At 60.4% G+C, this 16,852-nt stretch carries 17 protein-coding genes and 2 pseudogenes; 14 read left to right on the forward strand and 5 right to left on the reverse strand.

The window, feature by feature from the left end; all coding sequences use genetic code 11:
- The first annotated feature begins 14 nt into the window (after positions 1–14).
- The 9 genes from metG (at position 15) to ACZZZP_RS13460 (ending at position 7,761) form a co-directional block, all read left to right on the forward strand.
- Positions 15–2,060 carry a methionine--tRNA ligase gene (metG, locus tag ACZZZP_RS13420; RefSeq protein WP_463383040.1) on the forward strand — a complete coding sequence of 682 codons (2,046 nt, stop codon included), beginning with the start codon at positions 15–17 and terminating at the stop codon, positions 2,058–2,060.
- A 62-nt stretch (positions 2,061–2,122) separates the two neighbouring features.
- Positions 2,123–2,923: a DUF4349 domain-containing protein gene (locus ACZZZP_RS13425; RefSeq protein WP_463383041.1), complete on the forward strand. Its 801-nt coding sequence runs from the start codon at positions 2,123–2,125 to the stop codon at positions 2,921–2,923.
- A 79-nt stretch (positions 2,924–3,002) separates the two neighbouring features.
- The gene (locus ACZZZP_RS13430; RefSeq protein WP_463536583.1) at positions 3,003–3,554 is read left to right on the forward strand and encodes an Rnf-Nqr domain containing protein; all 552 of its coding nucleotides are present in this window, start codon (positions 3,003–3,005) and stop codon (positions 3,552–3,554) included.
- Entirely contained in the window at positions 3,551–4,696 is a 1,146-nt protein-coding gene (gene rsxB / locus ACZZZP_RS13435; protein WP_463383043.1) for an electron transport complex subunit RsxB, read from the forward strand. The genes ACZZZP_RS13430 and rsxB overlap by 4 nt, the downstream gene beginning before the upstream one ends.
- Complete coding sequence (locus ACZZZP_RS13440) at positions 4,677–5,678, forward strand: RnfABCDGE type electron transport complex subunit D (RefSeq protein WP_463383044.1); 1,002 nt, start codon at positions 4,677–4,679, stop codon at positions 5,676–5,678. The genes rsxB and ACZZZP_RS13440 overlap by 20 nt, the downstream gene beginning before the upstream one ends.
- Entirely contained in the window at positions 5,671–6,270 is a 600-nt protein-coding gene (locus ACZZZP_RS13445; protein ID WP_463383045.1) for an RnfABCDGE type electron transport complex subunit G, read from the forward strand. The genes ACZZZP_RS13440 and ACZZZP_RS13445 overlap by 8 nt, the downstream gene beginning before the upstream one ends.
- Entirely contained in the window at positions 6,267–6,848 is a 582-nt protein-coding gene (locus ACZZZP_RS13450) for an Rnf-Nqr domain containing protein (protein WP_463383046.1), read from the forward strand. The genes ACZZZP_RS13445 and ACZZZP_RS13450 overlap by 4 nt, the downstream gene beginning before the upstream one ends.
- The gene (nth, locus tag ACZZZP_RS13455; RefSeq protein ID WP_463383047.1) at positions 6,835–7,473 is read left to right on the forward strand and encodes an endonuclease III; all 639 of its coding nucleotides are present in this window, start codon (positions 6,835–6,837) and stop codon (positions 7,471–7,473) included. Before ACZZZP_RS13450 ends, nth begins: the two co-directional genes overlap by 14 nt.
- A 105-nt stretch (positions 7,474–7,578) precedes the next feature.
- Positions 7,579–7,761 carry a PA3496 family putative envelope integrity protein gene (locus tag ACZZZP_RS13460; protein WP_122495234.1) on the forward strand — a complete coding sequence of 61 codons (183 nt, stop codon included), beginning with the start codon at positions 7,579–7,581 and terminating at the stop codon, positions 7,759–7,761.
- A 147-nt stretch (positions 7,762–7,908) separates the two neighbouring features.
- On the opposite strand, the gene gloA is transcribed toward ACZZZP_RS13460, so the two are convergent.
- The 3 genes from gloA to ACZZZP_RS13475 all read right to left on the reverse strand — a co-directional run bounded on the left by gloA (position 7,909) and on the right by ACZZZP_RS13475 (position 10,653).
- Positions 7,909–8,301: a lactoylglutathione lyase gene (gene gloA, locus ACZZZP_RS13465; RefSeq protein WP_463383048.1), complete on the reverse strand. Its 393-nt coding sequence runs from the start codon at positions 8,299–8,301 to the stop codon at positions 7,909–7,911.
- Positions 8,302–8,387: 86 nt separating this feature from the next.
- Complete coding sequence (locus ACZZZP_RS13470; protein WP_108097514.1) at positions 8,388–9,605, reverse strand: argininosuccinate synthase; 1,218 nt, start codon at positions 9,603–9,605, stop codon at positions 8,388–8,390.
- Between the two features lie 136 nt (positions 9,606–9,741).
- Complete coding sequence (locus ACZZZP_RS13475) at positions 9,742–10,653, reverse strand: flagellar protein MotY (RefSeq protein WP_463536584.1); 912 nt, start codon at positions 10,651–10,653, stop codon at positions 9,742–9,744.
- A gap of 148 nt (positions 10,654–10,801) precedes the next feature.
- Here ACZZZP_RS13475 and pyrC point away from each other — a divergent pair, with 148 nt between their 5' ends.
- The 4 genes and pseudogenes from pyrC (at position 10,802) to bfr (ending at position 13,593) form a co-directional block, all read left to right on the forward strand.
- A complete protein-coding gene (gene pyrC / locus ACZZZP_RS13480; RefSeq protein ID WP_463536585.1) occupies positions 10,802–11,848 on the forward strand; it encodes a dihydroorotase in 1,047 nt (348 codons plus the stop codon).
- Positions 11,845–12,515 (forward strand): annotated as a pseudogene (rnt, locus tag ACZZZP_RS13485) (ribonuclease T). Before pyrC ends, rnt begins: the two are co-directional and overlap by 4 nt.
- A 187-nt stretch (positions 12,516–12,702) precedes the next feature.
- Positions 12,703–12,921 carry a bacterioferritin-associated ferredoxin gene (locus ACZZZP_RS13490; protein WP_122495230.1) on the forward strand — a complete coding sequence of 73 codons (219 nt, stop codon included), beginning with the start codon at positions 12,703–12,705 and terminating at the stop codon, positions 12,919–12,921.
- A 201-nt stretch (positions 12,922–13,122) separates the two neighbouring features.
- On the forward strand, positions 13,123–13,593 hold the full coding sequence (gene bfr, locus ACZZZP_RS13495; RefSeq protein ID WP_463383051.1) for a bacterioferritin: 471 nt from the start codon (positions 13,123–13,125) through the stop codon (positions 13,591–13,593).
- Between the two features lie 58 nt (positions 13,594–13,651).
- Here the strand turns inward: bfr and grxD are convergent, their stop codons facing one another.
- Together grxD and ACZZZP_RS13505 are read right to left on the reverse strand one after the other, a co-directional pair.
- Positions 13,652–13,978 carry a Grx4 family monothiol glutaredoxin gene (gene grxD / locus ACZZZP_RS13500; protein WP_122450487.1) on the reverse strand — a complete coding sequence of 109 codons (327 nt, stop codon included), beginning with the start codon at positions 13,976–13,978 and terminating at the stop codon, positions 13,652–13,654.
- 126 nt (positions 13,979–14,104) lie between these two features.
- Positions 14,105–16,212, reverse strand: a pseudogene (locus tag ACZZZP_RS13505) (molybdopterin oxidoreductase family protein).
- A 398-nt stretch (positions 16,213–16,610) separates the two neighbouring features.
- On the opposite strand from ACZZZP_RS13505, the gene ACZZZP_RS13510 reads away from it, so the two are divergent.
- Positions 16,611–16,823: a cold-shock protein gene (locus ACZZZP_RS13510; protein ID WP_108097521.1), complete on the forward strand. Its 213-nt coding sequence runs from the start codon at positions 16,611–16,613 to the stop codon at positions 16,821–16,823.
- Positions 16,824–16,852 lie beyond the last annotated feature (29 nt).

Genomic DNA, 16,852 nt, shown 5'->3' on the forward strand with positions numbered 1-16,852 from the left:
TGCAGCCGATTACCATGTCCGAGCCCCGCAAAATCCTCGTCACCAGCGCCCTGCCCTATGCCAACGGTTCGATTCACCTTGGCCATATGCTCGAGTACATCCAAACCGATATCTGGGTGCGCTTTCAGAAGCACCGCGGCAATCAATGCATTTATGTCTGCGCAGACGACGCTCACGGCTCGGCCATCATGTTGCGCGCTGAGAAAGAAGGCATCACCGCGCAGCAACTGATCGACAACGTCAAAGCCGAGCACAGCGCCGACTTCGCCGCCTTTCTGGTGAATTTCGACAACTTCCACTCCACGCACTCGGAAGAGAACCGCGCGCTGTCGACCTCGATTTACCTGGCCCTGCGCGACAAAGGCCACATCGCCACCCGTTCGGTTACCCAGTACTTCGACCCGGAAAAAGGCATGTTCCTGGCCGACCGCTTCATCAAGGGCACCTGCCCGAAGTGCGGCACCGAAGACCAGTACGGCGACAATTGCGAAAAATGCGGCGCCACCTACGCGCCTACCGAACTGAAGAACCCGCGCTCGGCCATTTCCGGCGCCGTGCCGGTGCTGAAAGACTCCAAGCACTTCTTCTTCAAGCTGCCTGAATTCCAGGCCATGCTGCAAAGCTGGACCCGCAGCGGCACCTTGCACGACGCGGTCGCCAACAAGCTCGCCGAGTGGCTGGATTCCGGCTTGCAAGAGTGGGATATCTCCCGCGATGCGCCCTATTTCGGCTTCGAAATTCCGGACGAGCCGGGCAAGTATTTCTACGTGTGGCTGGATGCGCCGATTGGCTACATGGCCAGCTTCAAGAACCTGTGCGACCGCACGCCAGAGCTGGATTTCGACGCCTTCTGGAACAAGGATTCGACGGCCGAGCTGTACCACTTCATCGGTAAAGACATCGTCAACTTCCACGCCCTGTTCTGGCCGGCCATGCTCGAAGGCGCCGGCTACCGCAAGCCGACCGGCATCAACGTGCACGGTTACCTGACCGTTAACGGCCAGAAAATGTCGAAATCGCGCGGCACCTTTATCAAGGCGCGCACCTACCTCGATCACCTGTCGCCGGAATACCTGCGCTATTACTACGCGGCCAAACTCAGCCGTGGCGTGGACGATCTGGACCTGAACCTCGAAGACTTCGTGCAGAAGGTCAACTCCGACCTGGTCGGCAAAGTGGTGAACATCGCCAGCCGCTGCGCCGGCTTTATTCACAAAGGCAACGGCGGCGTGCTGGTCGACACCAACGCCGCGCCTGAACTGACCGACGCCTTTCTGGCCGCCACCCCAAGCATTGCCGAAGCCTATGAAGCGCGCGACTTCGCCCGCGCCATGCGCGAAACCATGGCACTGGCCGACCGCGCCAACGCCTGGATTGCCGACAAAGCGCCGTGGGCGCTGGCCAAACAGGAAGGCAAGCAAGACGAAGTGCAGGCCGTGTGTGCCCTGGGCATCAACCTGTTCCGCCAGTTGGTGATTCTGCTCAAGCCCGTGCTGCCGACCCTGGCGCGCGATGCCGAAGCGTTCCTCAACGTGCCGCCGCTGACCTGGAACGACCACAAAACGCTGCTGGCCAACCATCAGCTCAACGCGTTCCAGCCCCTGCTCACCCGCATCGACCCTAAAGCCGTGGAAGCCATGACCGACGCCTCGAAAGAAGACCTGGCCAGCAGCGAAGCCGCTGCACCCGCCGCCGCTGGCAATGGCGAACTGAGCAAAGACCCGCTGGCCGCCGAAATCGGTTTCGACGCCTTCGCCGCCGTCGACCTGCGCATTGCCCTGATCGAAAAATGCGAGTTCGTTGAAGGCGCCGACAAGCTGCTGCGCCTGACGCTCGACATTGGCGATGCCAAGCGCAACGTGTTCTCCGGCATCAAAAGCGCCTACCCGGACCCAAGCAAGCTGGAAGGTCGCCTGACCCTCTACGTGGCCAACCTGGCTGCACGCAAGATGAAGTTCGGCGTGTCGGAAGGCATGGTGCTGGCGGCCGGCCCTGGCGGCGAAGAAATTTACCTGCTCAGTCCGGACAGCGGCGCCAAGCCGGGTCAGCGCGTTAAGTAACGTCACCATCAGACGGGGCTGAGCGATCAGCCCCGTTTTTTTATTTCTGCAAGGAAGCGACGATGAAAGCTTTTTGGATTGTTCCCCTGCTGCTTCTGGCGCTGGCCGGGTGCGGCAAACAAGACGGCTACTCGAGCGATAACGCCGTTTCCGGCAGCGCCGACGTTCAGGGCGAGAAAGCCAAAGCCGGGGCGTTCCTGGCGTACGAACACTACGTCACCCTCGAACTGGACAAAGCAGCCGTGCGCCAGCGCCTGGCCGATACGCGTGAAGCCTGCACCAGCGGCCGCTTTGGCCAATGCGACCTGCTTGGCATCGAACAAGGCGAAAGCAGCTACAACGCCGGGCAACTGCGCGTGCGCATCGTGCCCGACGGCGTTGAAAAGCTCGTGTCCCTCGCGGGCGAAGGCGGCAAGCTGGTCAGCCGCACCACCCGCGCCGAAGACCTCGCCCAGGCCGTCTCCGACAACAACCAAGTGCGCGAGCGCCTGCAACGCCAATACAAAACCCTCGAACAATTCCAAGACCGCAAAGACCTCAGCGTCAGCGACATGCTCGCCCTCGCCCGCGAAATGGCCGAGGTGCAAGTTCAACTCGACGCCACCTCCCAGGAAGCCGCGCAGCAACAACGGCGCATCGACACCAACCTGCTGACCCTCACCTTCAACACCCAAGAACAACGCCCCAGCCGCTTCAGCCGCATCGGCGAGGCCTTCGGCAACCTGCTCGACAACGCCACCGACGGCTCCACCAAAGCCTTGGAAGTGCTGGGCTACAGCATTCCGTTCCTGATCGTGCTGTTCCCGCTGGCGCTGCTGGTGCGTTGGTTGTGGCGCAAGGTGACGCGGCGCAAGACCGCCTGATCTACGCGTAGCTGTACCGAGCTGGCGCCATCCCCGATAATGGCGCCCCTCTCTGGCAACACAACGAAACCCGCGCGCAATGACTGCTTTTTTCCTCGCCCTGCTTGGCGCCGCCTTGGTGAACAACCTGCTGGTGCTACTGCCTGCTGGCGCCGATGCCGTGGGCACGCACCCGGCACGCATGGCGCAGTTGGGGCGGGTGAGTGCGGTGTTGATTGCCCTCGCGACGCCGCTGGGTTGGCTGCTGTTTCACGGCGTGTTGCTGCCGCTTAAGCTCGATTTCCTTCGCTTGTTTCTGTACGTGCCACTGCTGGCCGCGCTCGCCTGGCTGGCGGTTTCCGTTTTCCGTAGGAGCGAGCTTGCTCGCGAAGCTTTGCCCTTGTTTATCTCCAGCGCCGCCGCGCTCGCAAGCATCTTACTGGCCGAACCTCACACCTTCGCGCTGGCCGTGGCGCAAGGCATTGGCGGTGGACTGGGTTTCTGGTTGGCGTTGCAGGTGCTGGGCGATCTGCTTGGTCGCATTGACCACGACGCTGTGCCAGTGGCCTTTCGCGGCGCGCCGCTGTTGCTGATTGGCGCGGGCTTGATCGGCGTTGTGCTGCTGGGTCTGCAAGGGCTGGCGCCGCTATGAGTAGCCTGATCACTGCCATCGACGCCTTGTTGCCGCAAACCCAGTGCGGCAAGTGCGGGCACCCCGGCTGTAAGCCTTACGCCGAGGGCATCGCCCAGGGTGAGGCGATCAACAAATGCCCGCCCGGCGGCGAGGCCACCATTCAAGCTTTGGCGCAGTTGCTGAAGGTGCCGGTGCTACCACCGGAACTGCCGCCCATTGCCCCGCAGGTGGCGTTTATTCGCGAGGCCGAATGCATCGGCTGCACCAAGTGCATTCAGGCATGCCCGGTGGATGCCATTGTCGGCGCGGCCAAGCTGATGCACACCGTGATCACCGACGAATGCACCGGCTGCGAATTGTGTGTGGCGCCCTGCCCGGTTGATTGCATCGACCTGCAGACGCTGCCCGAACCCGCCGCGCAGGAGCAGCGACTGCGTGCCGATCATTTCCGCTGGCGCCATGAAAATCACCAGGCTCGCTTGCAACGGGACGAAGCGCGTCGCCAGCGCGACCGTGCAGCGCGCGCTGAGCGCCAGGCACAACCTCAAGCGATGGCGTTGGATCCCGTGCAAGCGGCCATCGAGCGAGTGAAAACACAGAAATCCGTCAGCCTCGATGAGCGGGTCAAGCGCCTGAAAATCGAAGCGGCCATGGCGCAGGTGGCCTACAGCAAGGCGCAAAAACAACTCGCCACTTACGGCACACCGGAACTGGCGCAGCAGGTTGAGGCATTGGGCCAGGCTGCGGCGGCGGCGCAAGCAGCGCTGCAAGCGGCCAAGCCTGCTGCCAGCGAAGACAGCCAGGTGGCGTTGAAGAAAGCCAAGGTCAATCTCGCCGTCGCACGCGCGGCGCTGAAAACCGCCGAAGGCAGCGGCGCCGGGGCAAGCGAATTGCAGCCGTTGCAAGCGGCTCTGCTGGCGGCCGAAACGGCGTTGCACCAGGCCGAAGACGCCTGCAACAAGCCGGCGCCAGACCTGCAGCGCATCGACAAGCGCCCTGTCGACACCGGCTTGCGCGACCTGAAAACCGACCTGGTGATGGCCCGTGCCGAGGTCAACAAGTTGCAGCGTCGTCAGCCTGTCGATGAGGCGGCGCTGGCCAAGGCGCAGCAGCGTCTGCACCAGGCGCAGGAAAAGCTCGATGCCTACCAGCCCGGCTAATCCGGCGTTCGACCCGCGCCCTGGCATGCAATGGGTGTTGCTCGCCTGCGTGCCCGGTGCGCTGGTGCTGTGCTGGCACTTCGGTTGGGGCACGTTGCTGCAATTGCTGCTCGGCCTGGCCACGGCGCTGGCGTGTGAAGCGCTGACGCGACGTGTGCAAGGGGCAGCGCACTTTTCGCTCGGCGATGTCGAGTGGCTGGGCGACGGCAGCGCGCTGGTGACCGCCACCTTGCTGGCGTTGGCGCTGCCGCCGTACGCGCCGTGGTGGCTGAGCGTCAGTGCAGCGGCGTTTGCTCATCTTGTCGGCAAAGCGCTGTTCGGCGGCTTCGGCAAAAACCCGTTCAACCCCGCCATGCTCGGCTACGCCTTCGCCCTGCTGGCCTTCCCCGCGCAGATGACGCAATGGCCCGCGCCGGGCGATGCCCACGGTTTGTTTGCCGGGTTACAGCACATTTTTATCGGGCCGGTGCCGGTGGACGGCTGGAGCCAGGCCACGGTGCTCGACAGCCTCAAGCACAACGACCGGCTGACGGTGGACGAACTGTTCCAACGCAACCCAGCGTTCAGCCATTGGCAGGCCGGCTGGGTGAATGTGGCGTTTCTGCTTGGCGGCCTGTTGCTGATTCAGCGCAAGGTCATTCGTTGGCACACGCCGGTGGGCGTGCTCGGGGCGTTGTTTGTGGCCAGCTTGCTGTGCTGGAACGGCTCCGGCTCGGATTCCAACGGCTCGCCGTTTTTTCATCTGTTCTCCGGCGCGACGATGCTGGGCGCATTTTTTATCGCCACCGAGCCCGTGTCCGGCCCTGGCAGCGACCGCGCCAGCCTGTGGTTCGGCATCGGCGTTGGGCTGTGGCTGTACGTGATCCGCACCTGGGGCAACTACGCTGACGGCATGGCCTTCGCCGTACTCGGCATGAACCTGATGGTGCCGATCATCGAGCGGCGGGCCCTGAAACCCATCGCGGAGGTGACGAATGACTAGGCGCAATGCGCTGGTTATCGGCGCGTTATTGCTCGCGCTGATGACTGCCGTGGTGGGCGTTCAGCACCTGCTCGGCGACCAGATCGCCAGGGAACGGCAGGCCGCCAGCGAGCGCGCCTTGTTGGATTTGCTGGCGCCCGGCAGTTACGACAATCATCCGACTGCGGCACCGATTGCCTTGGCCGATAGCGAGCAGCTGCGCCTGCCGGAGCCGTCGTTTGGCTACCTCGCCACCTTAAACGGCGTGCCTGTCGCGGTGCTGCTTCCAACGCGCGGCGAAGGGTACGAAGGCAGCATTGAGTTGCTGTTGGCCATCGCGCCGTCGGGGCAGCTATTGGCCGTCAAGGTGCTGAGCGAACGGGAAACGCCAGGCCTGGCAGACCTCAGCAACGCGGCAAGAAGCCCGTGGTTGCGCGGTTTTTTCGGTCGCAGCGCCGGCGATGCCGATTGGCGGATGAAAGCCGACGGCGGCCCATTCGACCAGATGGCGGGCGCCACCGTGACATCGCGGGCGGTCAGCCAGGCGGTACAACAAGGCCTGCGGTATTTCGATGCGCATAAAGCTCACCTGCTTCAAGGGGTGGCGCCATGAGGCCGCTTAATTGGCTAGCCCTGGCGCCGCTGCTGGGTGCCAGCGATATGCTTGTAAAAAGCCTGGGACTGAGCTTGGTGGCGCTACTGCTGCTGATTGCATTGGGCGTGCTGGCTGGACTGTTGCGCCGACTGGACGCCACGTTACGGCGCGCGGTTCTGCTACTGGCGGCGTGCGCCTTGCTGACCGTCGCGGACTTGCTGCTGCAAGCCACCGCGCTGGAGCTGCGCACCGCCCTGGGGATTTTCGTGCCGCTGCTTCTGCTCGCGGTAGTGCAGGCGCCGGCAAACGCGCTACAAGGGCTGCGCCACGGTTTGCTGTTCAGCGGGGTCGCCCTGCTGCTCGGCGCGCTGCGCGAATTGCTCGGCCGAGGCACACTGCTTAGCCATGCCGAGTGGCTGTTCGGCCCAAGCGCTTCTGGCTGGTCTGTTCCCGGCTTTAGCGGATTGCCGCTTTTCGCCCTGGCACCCGGCGCGTTTATAGTGCTGGGCGCGCTGTGGGCGTTGTCCCGATCAGTGTTTCCCTCTTCCCAACCCTCTTCTCTTTCTGCCGACCCGACCGCCGATGAACGCCGCTAAACGCTACGAAATTTTTCGCCGCCTGCACGAAGACAACCCCGAGCCGAAGACCGAGCTGGCCTACACCACGCCGTTCGAGCTGCTGATTGCGGTGATTCTCTCGGCGCAGGCCACCGACGTCAGCGTCAACAAAGCCACGGCCAAGTTGTACCCGGTGGCCAATACCCCGGAGGCGATTTACGCGCTGGGCGTGGACGGGTTGAGCGAGTACATCAAGACCATTGGCCTGTACAACAGCAAAGCCAAGAACGTGATCGAAACGTGCCGACGCCTTATCGAGCTACACGGCAGCCAGGTGCCGGAAGACCGCGAAGCGCTGGAAGCCTTGCCAGGCGTGGGCCGCAAGACCGCTAACGTGGTGCTCAACACCGCGTTCCGGCAACTGGCGATGGCCGTGGACACGCACATTTTTCGCGTCAGCAACCGCACCAACATCGCACCGGGCAAAAACGTGGTGGAGGTGGAGAAGAAACTGCTGAAGTTTGTGCCCAAGGATTTTTTGATGGATGCGCACCATTGGCTGATTTTGCACGGCCGTTATGTGTGCCTCGCCCGCAAGCCACGGTGTGGTAGCTGTCGGATTGAAGACCTGTGCGAGTACAAAGCCAAAACCTCGGACGATTGACTTTTTGATGTTCCTACTATCGCTCGATTGAAAAAATCTTTTTTACCCGTCCCGAATTTGCCTATATAAGGTGCGCCAATGGCCCTGTAGCCGGAGTGGACGTCAATGAGCACTAGCAAAGAAGAACTGGAACTCGACGAAGACGTAGTAAGTGACGAAAGCGAGGAAGTGGTGGAAGCACCGGTTGAGGTGGCAAAAACCAACCTGACCAAGCGCCGCATCATCGACAACCTCTTGGAAGAGCGACGGTTGCACAAACAACTGGCCGAATACGATTTTGATTTCTGATCTGCCAATAAAAAGCCCGACATGATGTCGGGCTTTTTATTGGGCGCTATGTCGCTTTTGTAGGAGCGACCTTGGTCGCGAAGCCTGGAAACTCGGAAATCAGCGTTTGCAGGGTTCGCTAGCAAGCTAGCTCCTACAGGGCATTCTTTAGTCGCCGCGCGAGGGCGACAGCAGTTCAATTTTGTAGCCATCCGGATCTTCGACGAAGGCCAGAATGCTGGTGCCGTGCTTCATCGGGCCTGGCTCGCGGGTGATTTTTCCGCCACGGGCGCGGATGTCTTCGCAGGCTTTGTAGACGTCGGCCACTTCCAGCGCGATGTGGCCATAACCGGTGCCGAGCTCATAGTTCTCGACGCCCCAGTTGTGGGTCAGCTCGATCACGCTGTTGTCCGCTTCGTTGCCGTAGCCCACGAATGCCAGGGTGAATTGGCCGTCGGGGTAGTCTTTGCGGCGCAGCAGGGTCATGCCCAGCACTTCGGTATAAAACGCGATGGATTTGTCCATATCGCCGACGCGCAGCATGGTGTGCAGCAGTCTCATCAGTCGTTCCTCATCGGTTGCCTGTGACAGGCTTATAAATGCAAACCCCGGCTCGTGGCCGGGGTTTGGTCAGCCGCAAAAGCTTATCAGAACAGCTTGCGACCCTTGTTGGCGGCGATGCGCATGCGCAAGGCGTTCAACTTGATAAAGCCAGCCGCGTCGGCCTGGTTGTAGGCGCCGCCGTCTTCTTCAAAGGTGGCGATGTTGGCGTCGAACAGCGAGCCTTCCGACTTGCGACCAGTGACGATGACGTTGCCTTTGTACAGCTTCAGACGCACCACACCGTTCACGTGGGCCTGCGAGGCGTCGATCATCTGTTGCAGCATCAGACGCTCAGGGCTCCACCAGTAGCCGGTGTAGATCAGGCTGGCGTACTTGGGCATCAGCTCGTCTTTGAGGTGAGCGACTTCGCGGTCCAGGGTGATCGATTCAATGGCGCGGTGAGCACGCAGCATGATGGTGCCGCCGGGCGTCTCGTAGCAGCCACGGGATTTCATGCCGACGTAACGGTTTTCCACGATGTCGAGACGACCAATACCGTTTTCGCCGCCGATTTTGTTCAGCGTGGCGAGCACGGTGGCCGGGGACATTTCCACGCCGTCGAGGGCGACGATGTCACCGTTGCGGTAGGTCAGTTCCAAGTAGGTCGGTTTGTCTGGAGCGTTCTCAGGGGAGACGGTCCATTTCCACATGTCTTCTTCGTGCTCGGTCCAGGTGTCTTCCAGCACGCCGCCCTCGTAGGAGATGTGCAGCAAGTTGGCATCCATGGAGTACGGCGATTTCTTCTTGCCGTGACGCTCGATCGGGATGGCGTGCTTTTCGGCGTAGTCCATCAGCTTCTCACGCGAGAGCAAATCCCACTCACGCCACGGAGCGATCACTTTTACGCCAGGCTTCAACGCATAAGCGCCGAGCTCGAAGCGAACCTGGTCGTTGCCTTTGCCGGTGGCGCCGTGGGAAATGGCGTCAGCGCCGGTTTCGTTGGCGATTTCGATCAGACGTTTGGCGATCAGCGGACGGGCGATGGACGTACCCAGCAGGTACTCGCCTTCGTACACGGTGTTGGCGCGGAACATGGGGAAAACGAAGTCGCGAACGAACTCTTCGCGCAGGTCGTCGATGAAGATTTCCTTGACGCCCATGGCCTGTGCCTTGGCACGGGCTGGCTCAACTTCTTCGCCTTGACCGAGATCGGCGGTGAATGTCACCACTTCACATTGATAGGTGTCTTGCAGCCACTTGAGAATCACCGAAGTGTCCAGGCCACCGGAATACGCCAGGACAACCTTCTTTACGTCCGCCATGCCATCACTCCACGGGGTTCTACGGAAAACCCGCGATTCTACTGGCCGCGCCGCACAATTTACAGAGGCGCGACAGCTAATGACGATGAAGCGACGGATTCTTTCGTCTAAACGACGGGAAGCGCACAACCTGCAATCAGGACGTGGCAGCAGGTTTTATCGGCGCGGTCGCGGGAGTGGGGGGCGCTGGCGGCATGGGTTCGCGGGACAAATGCACGGTTACCCGGCGATTTTTCGCACGGTTGGCGGCATTAGTGTTGGGAACCAGCGGATAACGCTCACCGTGGAAGCGAACGACAAACTGGCTTTCAGGGATGCCATTGGCCTTGAAATATTCCTGCACGGCTAACGCGCGACGGCGGGACATATCCAGGTTGGTGAGGCGGTTGCCGCCGTTGTCGGAATGGCCGTCCAGCTCGATATGGTTAACGCTCGGATCAGCCTTGAGGTACTGCAGGATGATTTCCAGCTTCGCGCGAGAAAGTTCATCCAGGTCGGCGCCGCCACCCGGAAAGGCCACTTGCACTTGTTTGATCTGGTCGAAATTGACGGGCAGCAGCTTGGTCGTGCAGTCCAGGTAATCGTGGTAGGCCTTGTTGAACTTGACCGGCAGCAGGCGAACTTCAACGCCCTCGCCGCCGTCCGGCATGCGGTGGCGCACTACGGGACTGCGACCTTCCAGTAACCCGGTGAGCATGCGCGCGCCTTGCTGCTGGCTGCTGTTAAAAGGCATGGCGCCGTTGTCGACCGTGACCCGACCCAGATTGATGTCGCCTCGCCCTGGTTGCCACGGTGCTGCGGCAGCAACCAGGGTGGCCGAACCTGCACCCAGCCAGCGTTCGCGGGCTTGCAGGCGGAAAGTGACCTGTTCACCGGCACGGCGTACGAAGTGGCCTTGGCCGAAATCGGTGATGTCCTGCGACAAGCGGCACTCGAATTGATCGCCGTCGACCTTCCATTCGACCTTTTCCAGGCGCGTTTGGAAGGTGATCGCCATGGCCGGCAGGCTGGCGAATAAGCTGAACAAGGCGAGATAGCGCTGGCGCACGGTAGGCTCCATGAAGAATTACGGCGTTCTGAGTGGGGTATCGGTTGGCGTTTGGAAAACTTGATAGCGGGTGCCGCTACCAGGCTTTTCCGGTAGCATTCGCAGCAGTTTTCACCGCACAAATTTCGCTGATCTGGTATCGCCCCCCATGACTGACCGCCTCACCCTGCTGCGTCCGGACGACTGGCATATTCACCTGCGCGACGGCGCGGTGCTGCCTCATACGGTCGCCGACGTCGCGCGCACCTTCGGTCGCGCCATCATCATGCCGAACCTGGTGCCGCCGGTGCACAACGCCGCCGAAGCCGATGGCTATCGCCAGCGCATTCTTGCCGCCCGCCCGGCCGGCAGCCATTTTGAACCGCTGATGGTGCTGTACCTCACCGACCTCACCAGCCCGGACGATGTTCGCAGCGCCAAGGCATCCGGTTTCGTACACGCCGCCAAGCTGTATCCAGCCGGCGCCACGACCAATTCCGATTCCGGCGTGACCAGCGTCGACAAGATTTTTCACGTGCTCGAAGCCATGGCTGAAGTGGGCTTGCCACTGCTGGTACACGGCGAAGTGACGCGCGGCGAAATCGACGTATTCGATCGCGAAAAGGTGTTTATCGATGAGCACTTGACCCGTGTGGTCGAGCGTTTTCCTACGCTCAAAGTGGTGTTCGAACACATCACCACTGGCGATGCGGTGCAGTTCGTCAACAGCGCCCCGGCCAATGTCGGCGCGACGATCACGGCTCACCACCTGCTGTACAACCGCAACCATATGCTGGTTGGCGGCATTCGCCCGCACTTCTATTGCCTGCCAATTCTCAAGCGCAACGTGCACCAGGAAGCCCTGCTGGACGCCGCCACTAGCGGCAGCGCCAAGTTCTTCCTCGGCACCGACTCGGCGCCCCACGCTCAGCACGCCAAAGAAGCCGCTTGCGGTTGCGCCGGCTGCTACACGGCCTACGCGGCGATTGAGCTGTACGCCGAAGCATTCGAGCAACGTAACGCGCTGGACAAGCTGGAAGGCTTTGCCAGCCAGCACGGCCCGGACTTCTACGGCCTGCCGCGCAATACCGATACCATTACCCTGGTCCGTGAAGAATGGACCGCCCCGACCAGCTTGCCGCTTGGCGAGCACAGTGTCGTCCCGCTGCGCGCCGGTGAAAAACTGCGCTGGCGCTTGCTGGAGCAAACCGCGTGAGTGAAGACAACTACGACGACGAACCGGAAGGCGGCAGCAGCAATTCGCGCCACCCCATGGCCGCGCGTTTCGCGGCTATTTGCCGGTGGTGGTCGATGTGGAGACTGGCGGTTTCAACTCTGCCACCGACGCCCTGCTGGAAATTGCAGCCGTCACCGTGGGCATGGACGAAAAGGGTTTTCTGTTTCCGGAGCACACCTACTTCTTCCGTATCGAGCCGTTTGAAGGCGCCAATATCGAAGCGGCTGCGCTGGAGTTCACCGGCATCAAGCTCGATCACCCACTGCGCATGGCGGTTAGCGAAGAGTCGGCATTGACCGATATTTTCCGTGGCATCCGCAAAGCGCTGAAAGCCAACGGCTGCAAACGCGCCATCCTGGTGGGCCACAACAGCAGTTTTGACTTGGGCTTTCTCAATGCGGCCGTCGCGCGCAATGACCTGAAGCGCAACCCGTTCCACCCCTTCTCCAGCTTCGACACCGCCACCCTCGCCGGCCTCGCCTACGGGCAAACCGTGCTTGCACGGGCGTGTCAGGCGGCGGGCATGGATTTCGACGGTCGCGAGGCGCACTCCGCGCGATACGACACCGAGAAAACCGCCGAGCTGTTCTGCGGCATCGTGAACCGTTGGAAGGAAATGGGCGGCTGGCAGGATTTCGACGACTGATCACTGCCCTGCTCCGCTTAAAAAAAACCCGGCCTCTGCGCCGGGTTTTTTCATGCGTGAAATAATGCGTGGGACCGTTCATCGCCCCGAGTGAATATCAATGAGAAACGCTCGGTCTAGTTTTTGACAAGCATTCTCATTAACATTAATATCCTCCGCATCAAGTCACTTTGAGTCCGGGCCTTATATGTACGTATGCCTCTGCATGGGTGTCACCGACGGTCAGATCCGCGATGCAATCTACGAAGGTTGCTGCAGCTACCGCGACGTTCGTGAGTCGCTGGAAGTCGCCAGCCAGTGCGGCAAATGCGCGACGCTGGCCAAGAAAGTGGTACGCGAAGCGCTGACTGAAGTGCAAAGCAGCCAAGCCGCGCTCGGTTATCCAGCACAATTTTCTGCGGCGTAAAGTAGTCAATTTCCCAAAAAACCGGACCGAGTGTCCGGTTTTTTTATGCCTGAAATTCAACTAGTTAGCGCCAAGACGCAGAATCTAAACATTCGTATTCGGGTTTATTTTCCGTTTAAATTCAACTACTTACATTTGACAGCGTAATGATGCAGGGGCAGACTCTCACGCTATCACCCCTTTGCACGGCAGGCCGCAGACATGAAAGGCGACAAGAAAGTCATCCAGCACCTCAACAAAATCCTCGGCAACGAGCTGGTCGCCATCAACCAATACTTCCTGCATGCGCGCATGTACGAAGACTGGGGCCTGAAGAAACTGGGCGAGCATGAGTACCACGAGTCCATCGACGAGATGAAACACGCGGACAAGCTGATCAAGCGCATCTTGTTCCTGGAAGGCCTGCCGAACCTGCAAGACCTCGGCAAGATTCTGATCGGCGAGAACACCAAAGAGATGCTCGAGTGCGACCTGAGGATCGAACACAAAGCGCACATCGACCTGAAGGAAGCCATCGCTTACTGCGAGAGCATTGGCGACTACGCCAGCCGCGAACTGCTCGAAGACATCCTCTGCTCCGAGGAAGAGCACATCGACTGGCTGGAAACCCAACTCAGCCTGATCGACAAAGTCGGCCTGCAGAACTACCTGCAGTCGCAGATGGACGAGTAAATCGTCAGGCAATAAAAAAGCCCCGCTTCGGCGGGGCTTTTTATTGCGCGTCAGCTAATCAAGCGTCGGCTTTGGCAGCGGCGGCTTTAACCATAGTTTGCAGCTCACCGTTTTCGAACATCTCAACCATGATGTCGCTACCACCAACCAACTCACCACCGACCCACAGTTGCGGGAAGGTTGGCCAGTTAGCGTATTTCGGCAGGTTGGCGCGGATTTCAGGGTTTTGCAGGATGTCGACGTAGGCGAATTTTTCGCCGCATGCCATGACAACCTGAGCGGCTTTCGACGAGAAGCCACATTGCGGGGCGTTCGGCGAGCCTTTCATGTACAGCAGGATGGCGTTGTTCGCGATCTGCTCTTTGATAGTTTCGATGATATCCATGGGTACCTCAGCACTAAGGCCTATCTGACTGTCAAACTCGCCGACTCACGGGCCGACACGGTGACGCGCATTGTATCGGAAAGCCGCGCACTTGGCTCGACCCTCCTATCGTCGTAGTGAGAGTGCCTACGCCGCTGCCACCACAACCGGCACGCCATTGAGCGCCGCATTGCCGGACAGCACGTCGAGGTGGCGTTCATCCGTCAGGTCGTTGGCGCTGGCACCTGGTTGTGCGCTGGCAATCGCCATTTGCACGCCCGGCCGGCCGTGGCCCCAGCCGTGCGGCAAGCTCACTACGCCAGGCATCATGTCATCGCTGCCGGCGACTTCTACTTCAATCATGCCTACACGCGAACGCACACTGACGCGCTGTCCGTCAGTAAGCGCGCGACTAGCCATGTCGGCCGGATTCATCAGCAGTTGATGACGTGGTTTGCCCTTCACCAGCCGGTGATAGTTGTGCATCCAGGAGTTGTTGCTGCGCACATGGCGGCGGCCAATCAGCACCAGCTCACCGGGTTGCGGTACCGGCTGCGCCGCGAAACGGGCGATGTCATCGAGCAAAATCTGCGGCGCTGCCAGCACGGTTTTGCTTGGGGTTTTCAAACGCGCCAACAGATTCGGTTTCAAAGCGCCCAGATCGATGCCATGGGGGTGTTCGCGCAACATGGCGACCGACAACTTGTGCTCGGAGCTGTCGCCATACAGGCCCATGCGCAGGCCCATGTCGATCATCTTCGCCGGCTCCATGGTCGGCTTGAGGGTTGCCTCGGTCTTGCTGGCAAAGGCTTTGGCGAGCCCGACGAAAATTTCCCAGTCATGCAGCGCGCCTTGCGGTTTGGCCAGTACCGGCTCGTTAAAGCGGGTGACGTTGCGCACGGCGAATACGTTGAAGGTGGTGTCGTAATGATCGTGCTCAAGCGGCGCGGTCGGCGGCAGAATCAGGTCGGCGTAGCGGGTGGTTTCGTTGATATAGAAGTCGATGCACAGCATGAACTCCAGGCCATCCAACGCCTGCTCCAATTGGCGGCCGTTGGGCGTCGACAGCACGGGGTTGCCCGCGACAGTGATTAACGCGCGAATCTGCCCCTTCTCCCGGCGTCAGCATCTCTTCGGCCAATGCCGAAACCGGCAATTCACCGCCGTACTCCGGCAGGCCAGACACCCTGCTCTGCCAGCGACTGAAATGACCGCCCGACGTGCTTGCCACCAAATCCACCGCCGGCTCGGTGCACAGCACGCCGCCGACCCGGTCGAGGTTGCCAGTCACCAGATTGATGAGTTGCACCACCCACTGACAGAGCGTGCCAAACACCTGGGTGGAAACGCCCATACGGCCGTAGCACACAGCCGAATCGGCGGCGGCAAAATCTCGCGCCAGCTGGCGAATCGTCTCAGCCGGCACGCCGCAGCGCGCTCATGGCCTCCGCGGTGAAGGCCGCCACGGCGCTGCGCACCTCGTCCAGCCCTTCGACTGGCAGATGGCTGACGCGGGTCAGGCCTTCTTCAAACAGGGTATTGAGCACGCCAAACAGCAGCGCCGCATCCTGACCCGGACGGACGAAAATATGTTGGTCGGCAATAGCCGCCGTTTCGCTGCGGCGCGGATCGACCACCACCACCTTGCCGCCGCGCGCCTTGATGGCTTTCAGGCGTTTTTCCACATTCGGCACGGTCATGATGCTGCCGTTGGACGCCAGCGGATTGCCGCCCAGGATCAGCATAAAGTCGGTGTGATCGATATCGGGGATCGGAATCAGCAAACCGTGGCCGTACATCAAGTGGCTGGTGAGGTGATGAGGCAATTGATCCACCGACGTTGCCGAATAACGGTTGCGCGTTTTCAGTTGGCCTAGAAAGTAATTGCTGTGGGTCATCAGCCCGTAGTTGTGCACGCTCGGGTTGCCCTGATAGACCGCAACGGCGTTCTGCCCATGGCGGGTCTGAATGTCGGCCAAGCGGCTAGCGACCAGTTCGAAGGCTTCGTCCCACTCAATGGCGTGCCATTCGCTGCCGACGCGGCGCATCGGTTGGCGCAGGCGGTCGGGGTCGTGCTGGATATCTTGCAGGGCAACGGCTTTGGGGCAGATGTGGCCTTGGCTGAAGCTGTCCAGGGCATCGCCTTTAATAGAAAGGATCTGCTGGGTGCCGTCGGGCTGGGTTTCGGTCTCAATGCTCAGCCCACAAATGGCTTCGCATAAATGGCACGCACGGTGATGGAGGGTCTTGGTCACGGCCTAGCCTCTTTTTTATTTGGCACGACGCATTCGGTCGTTAAGTGCTGACTATGGAGCGCATCAGGCCGCTGCACCATAGGCTTAAGCCCCATGAATTGGGGCTCATCAGGAGAATCCATACCGTTCTTCAGACGGTCCTTACAGCGTTTTTTACTGCCAACGGAGCCGCGTTTCGGCAGATATATGCCATTTATATCGATTACAGAGGCTTCGCTAGTCGCATTACTCCAACAAAGTGCGTATCTTTAGGCCACTGTGCTGCATGTGTACCGCGAATCGCAACTTGGTGTTTAGATCTCGATCCAACCATCTACACGTATTCCGATAACTCTTTGCACTCAGTACTGGCTGGGCCTGTAGCCCGCCGCAATCCACTCTGTTCAAGGATCTACACCATGGCTAATCGCGAAACTGGTACCGTTAAATGGTTCAACGATGAAAAAGGCTTCGGCTTCATCACTCCAAGCAACGGCGGCGCTGACCTGTTCGTGCACTTCAAAGCTATCCAATCCGATGGCTTCAAAAGCTTGAAAGAAGGTCAGACCGTATCTTTCGTGGCCGCTAAAGGCCAGAAAGGCATGCAAGCTGAAGAAGTACAGGTAGTCTAAGACTCCCCGCGCTTCAAAAAAACCCCGCT

The sequence above is a fragment of the Pseudomonas sp. AC211 genome, from assembly GCF_979258055.1.

Bases quoted from the DNA above. Each gene is read 5' to 3' on its own strand.
- metG (WP_463383040.1), top strand. From the start codon at position 15: ATGTCCGAGCCCCGCAAAATCCTCGTCACCAGCGCCCTGCCCTATGCC.
- ACZZZP_RS13425 (WP_463383041.1), top strand. From the start codon at position 2,123: ATGAAAGCTTTTTGGATTGTTCCCCTGCTGCTTCTGGCGCTGGCCGGG.
- ACZZZP_RS13430 (WP_463536583.1), top strand. From the start codon at position 3,003: ATGACTGCTTTTTTCCTCGCCCTGCTTGGCGCCGCCTTGGTGAACAAC.
- rsxB (WP_463383043.1), top strand. From the start codon at position 3,551: ATGAGTAGCCTGATCACTGCCATCGACGCCTTGTTGCCGCAAACCCAG.
- ACZZZP_RS13440 (WP_463383044.1), top strand. From the start codon at position 4,677: ATGCCTACCAGCCCGGCTAATCCGGCGTTCGACCCGCGCCCTGGCATG.
- ACZZZP_RS13445 (WP_463383045.1), top strand. From the start codon at position 5,671: ATGACTAGGCGCAATGCGCTGGTTATCGGCGCGTTATTGCTCGCGCTG.
- ACZZZP_RS13450 (WP_463383046.1), top strand. From the start codon at position 6,267: ATGAGGCCGCTTAATTGGCTAGCCCTGGCGCCGCTGCTGGGTGCCAGC.
- nth (WP_463383047.1), top strand. From the start codon at position 6,835: ATGAACGCCGCTAAACGCTACGAAATTTTTCGCCGCCTGCACGAAGAC.
- ACZZZP_RS13460 (WP_122495234.1), top strand. From the start codon at position 7,579: ATGAGCACTAGCAAAGAAGAACTGGAACTCGACGAAGACGTAGTAAGT.
- gloA (WP_463383048.1), bottom strand. From the start codon at position 8,301: ATGAGACTGCTGCACACCATGCTGCGCGTCGGCGATATGGACAAATCC.
- ACZZZP_RS13470 (WP_108097514.1), bottom strand. From the start codon at position 9,605: ATGGCGGACGTAAAGAAGGTTGTCCTGGCGTATTCCGGTGGCCTGGAC.
- pyrC (WP_463536585.1), top strand. From the start codon at position 10,802: ATGACTGACCGCCTCACCCTGCTGCGTCCGGACGACTGGCATATTCAC.
- ACZZZP_RS13490 (WP_122495230.1), top strand. From the start codon at position 12,703: ATGTACGTATGCCTCTGCATGGGTGTCACCGACGGTCAGATCCGCGAT.
- bfr (WP_463383051.1), top strand. From the start codon at position 13,123: ATGAAAGGCGACAAGAAAGTCATCCAGCACCTCAACAAAATCCTCGGC.
- grxD (WP_122450487.1), bottom strand. From the start codon at position 13,978: ATGGATATCATCGAAACTATCAAAGAGCAGATCGCGAACAACGCCATC.
- ACZZZP_RS13510 (WP_108097521.1), top strand. From the start codon at position 16,611: ATGGCTAATCGCGAAACTGGTACCGTTAAATGGTTCAACGATGAAAAA.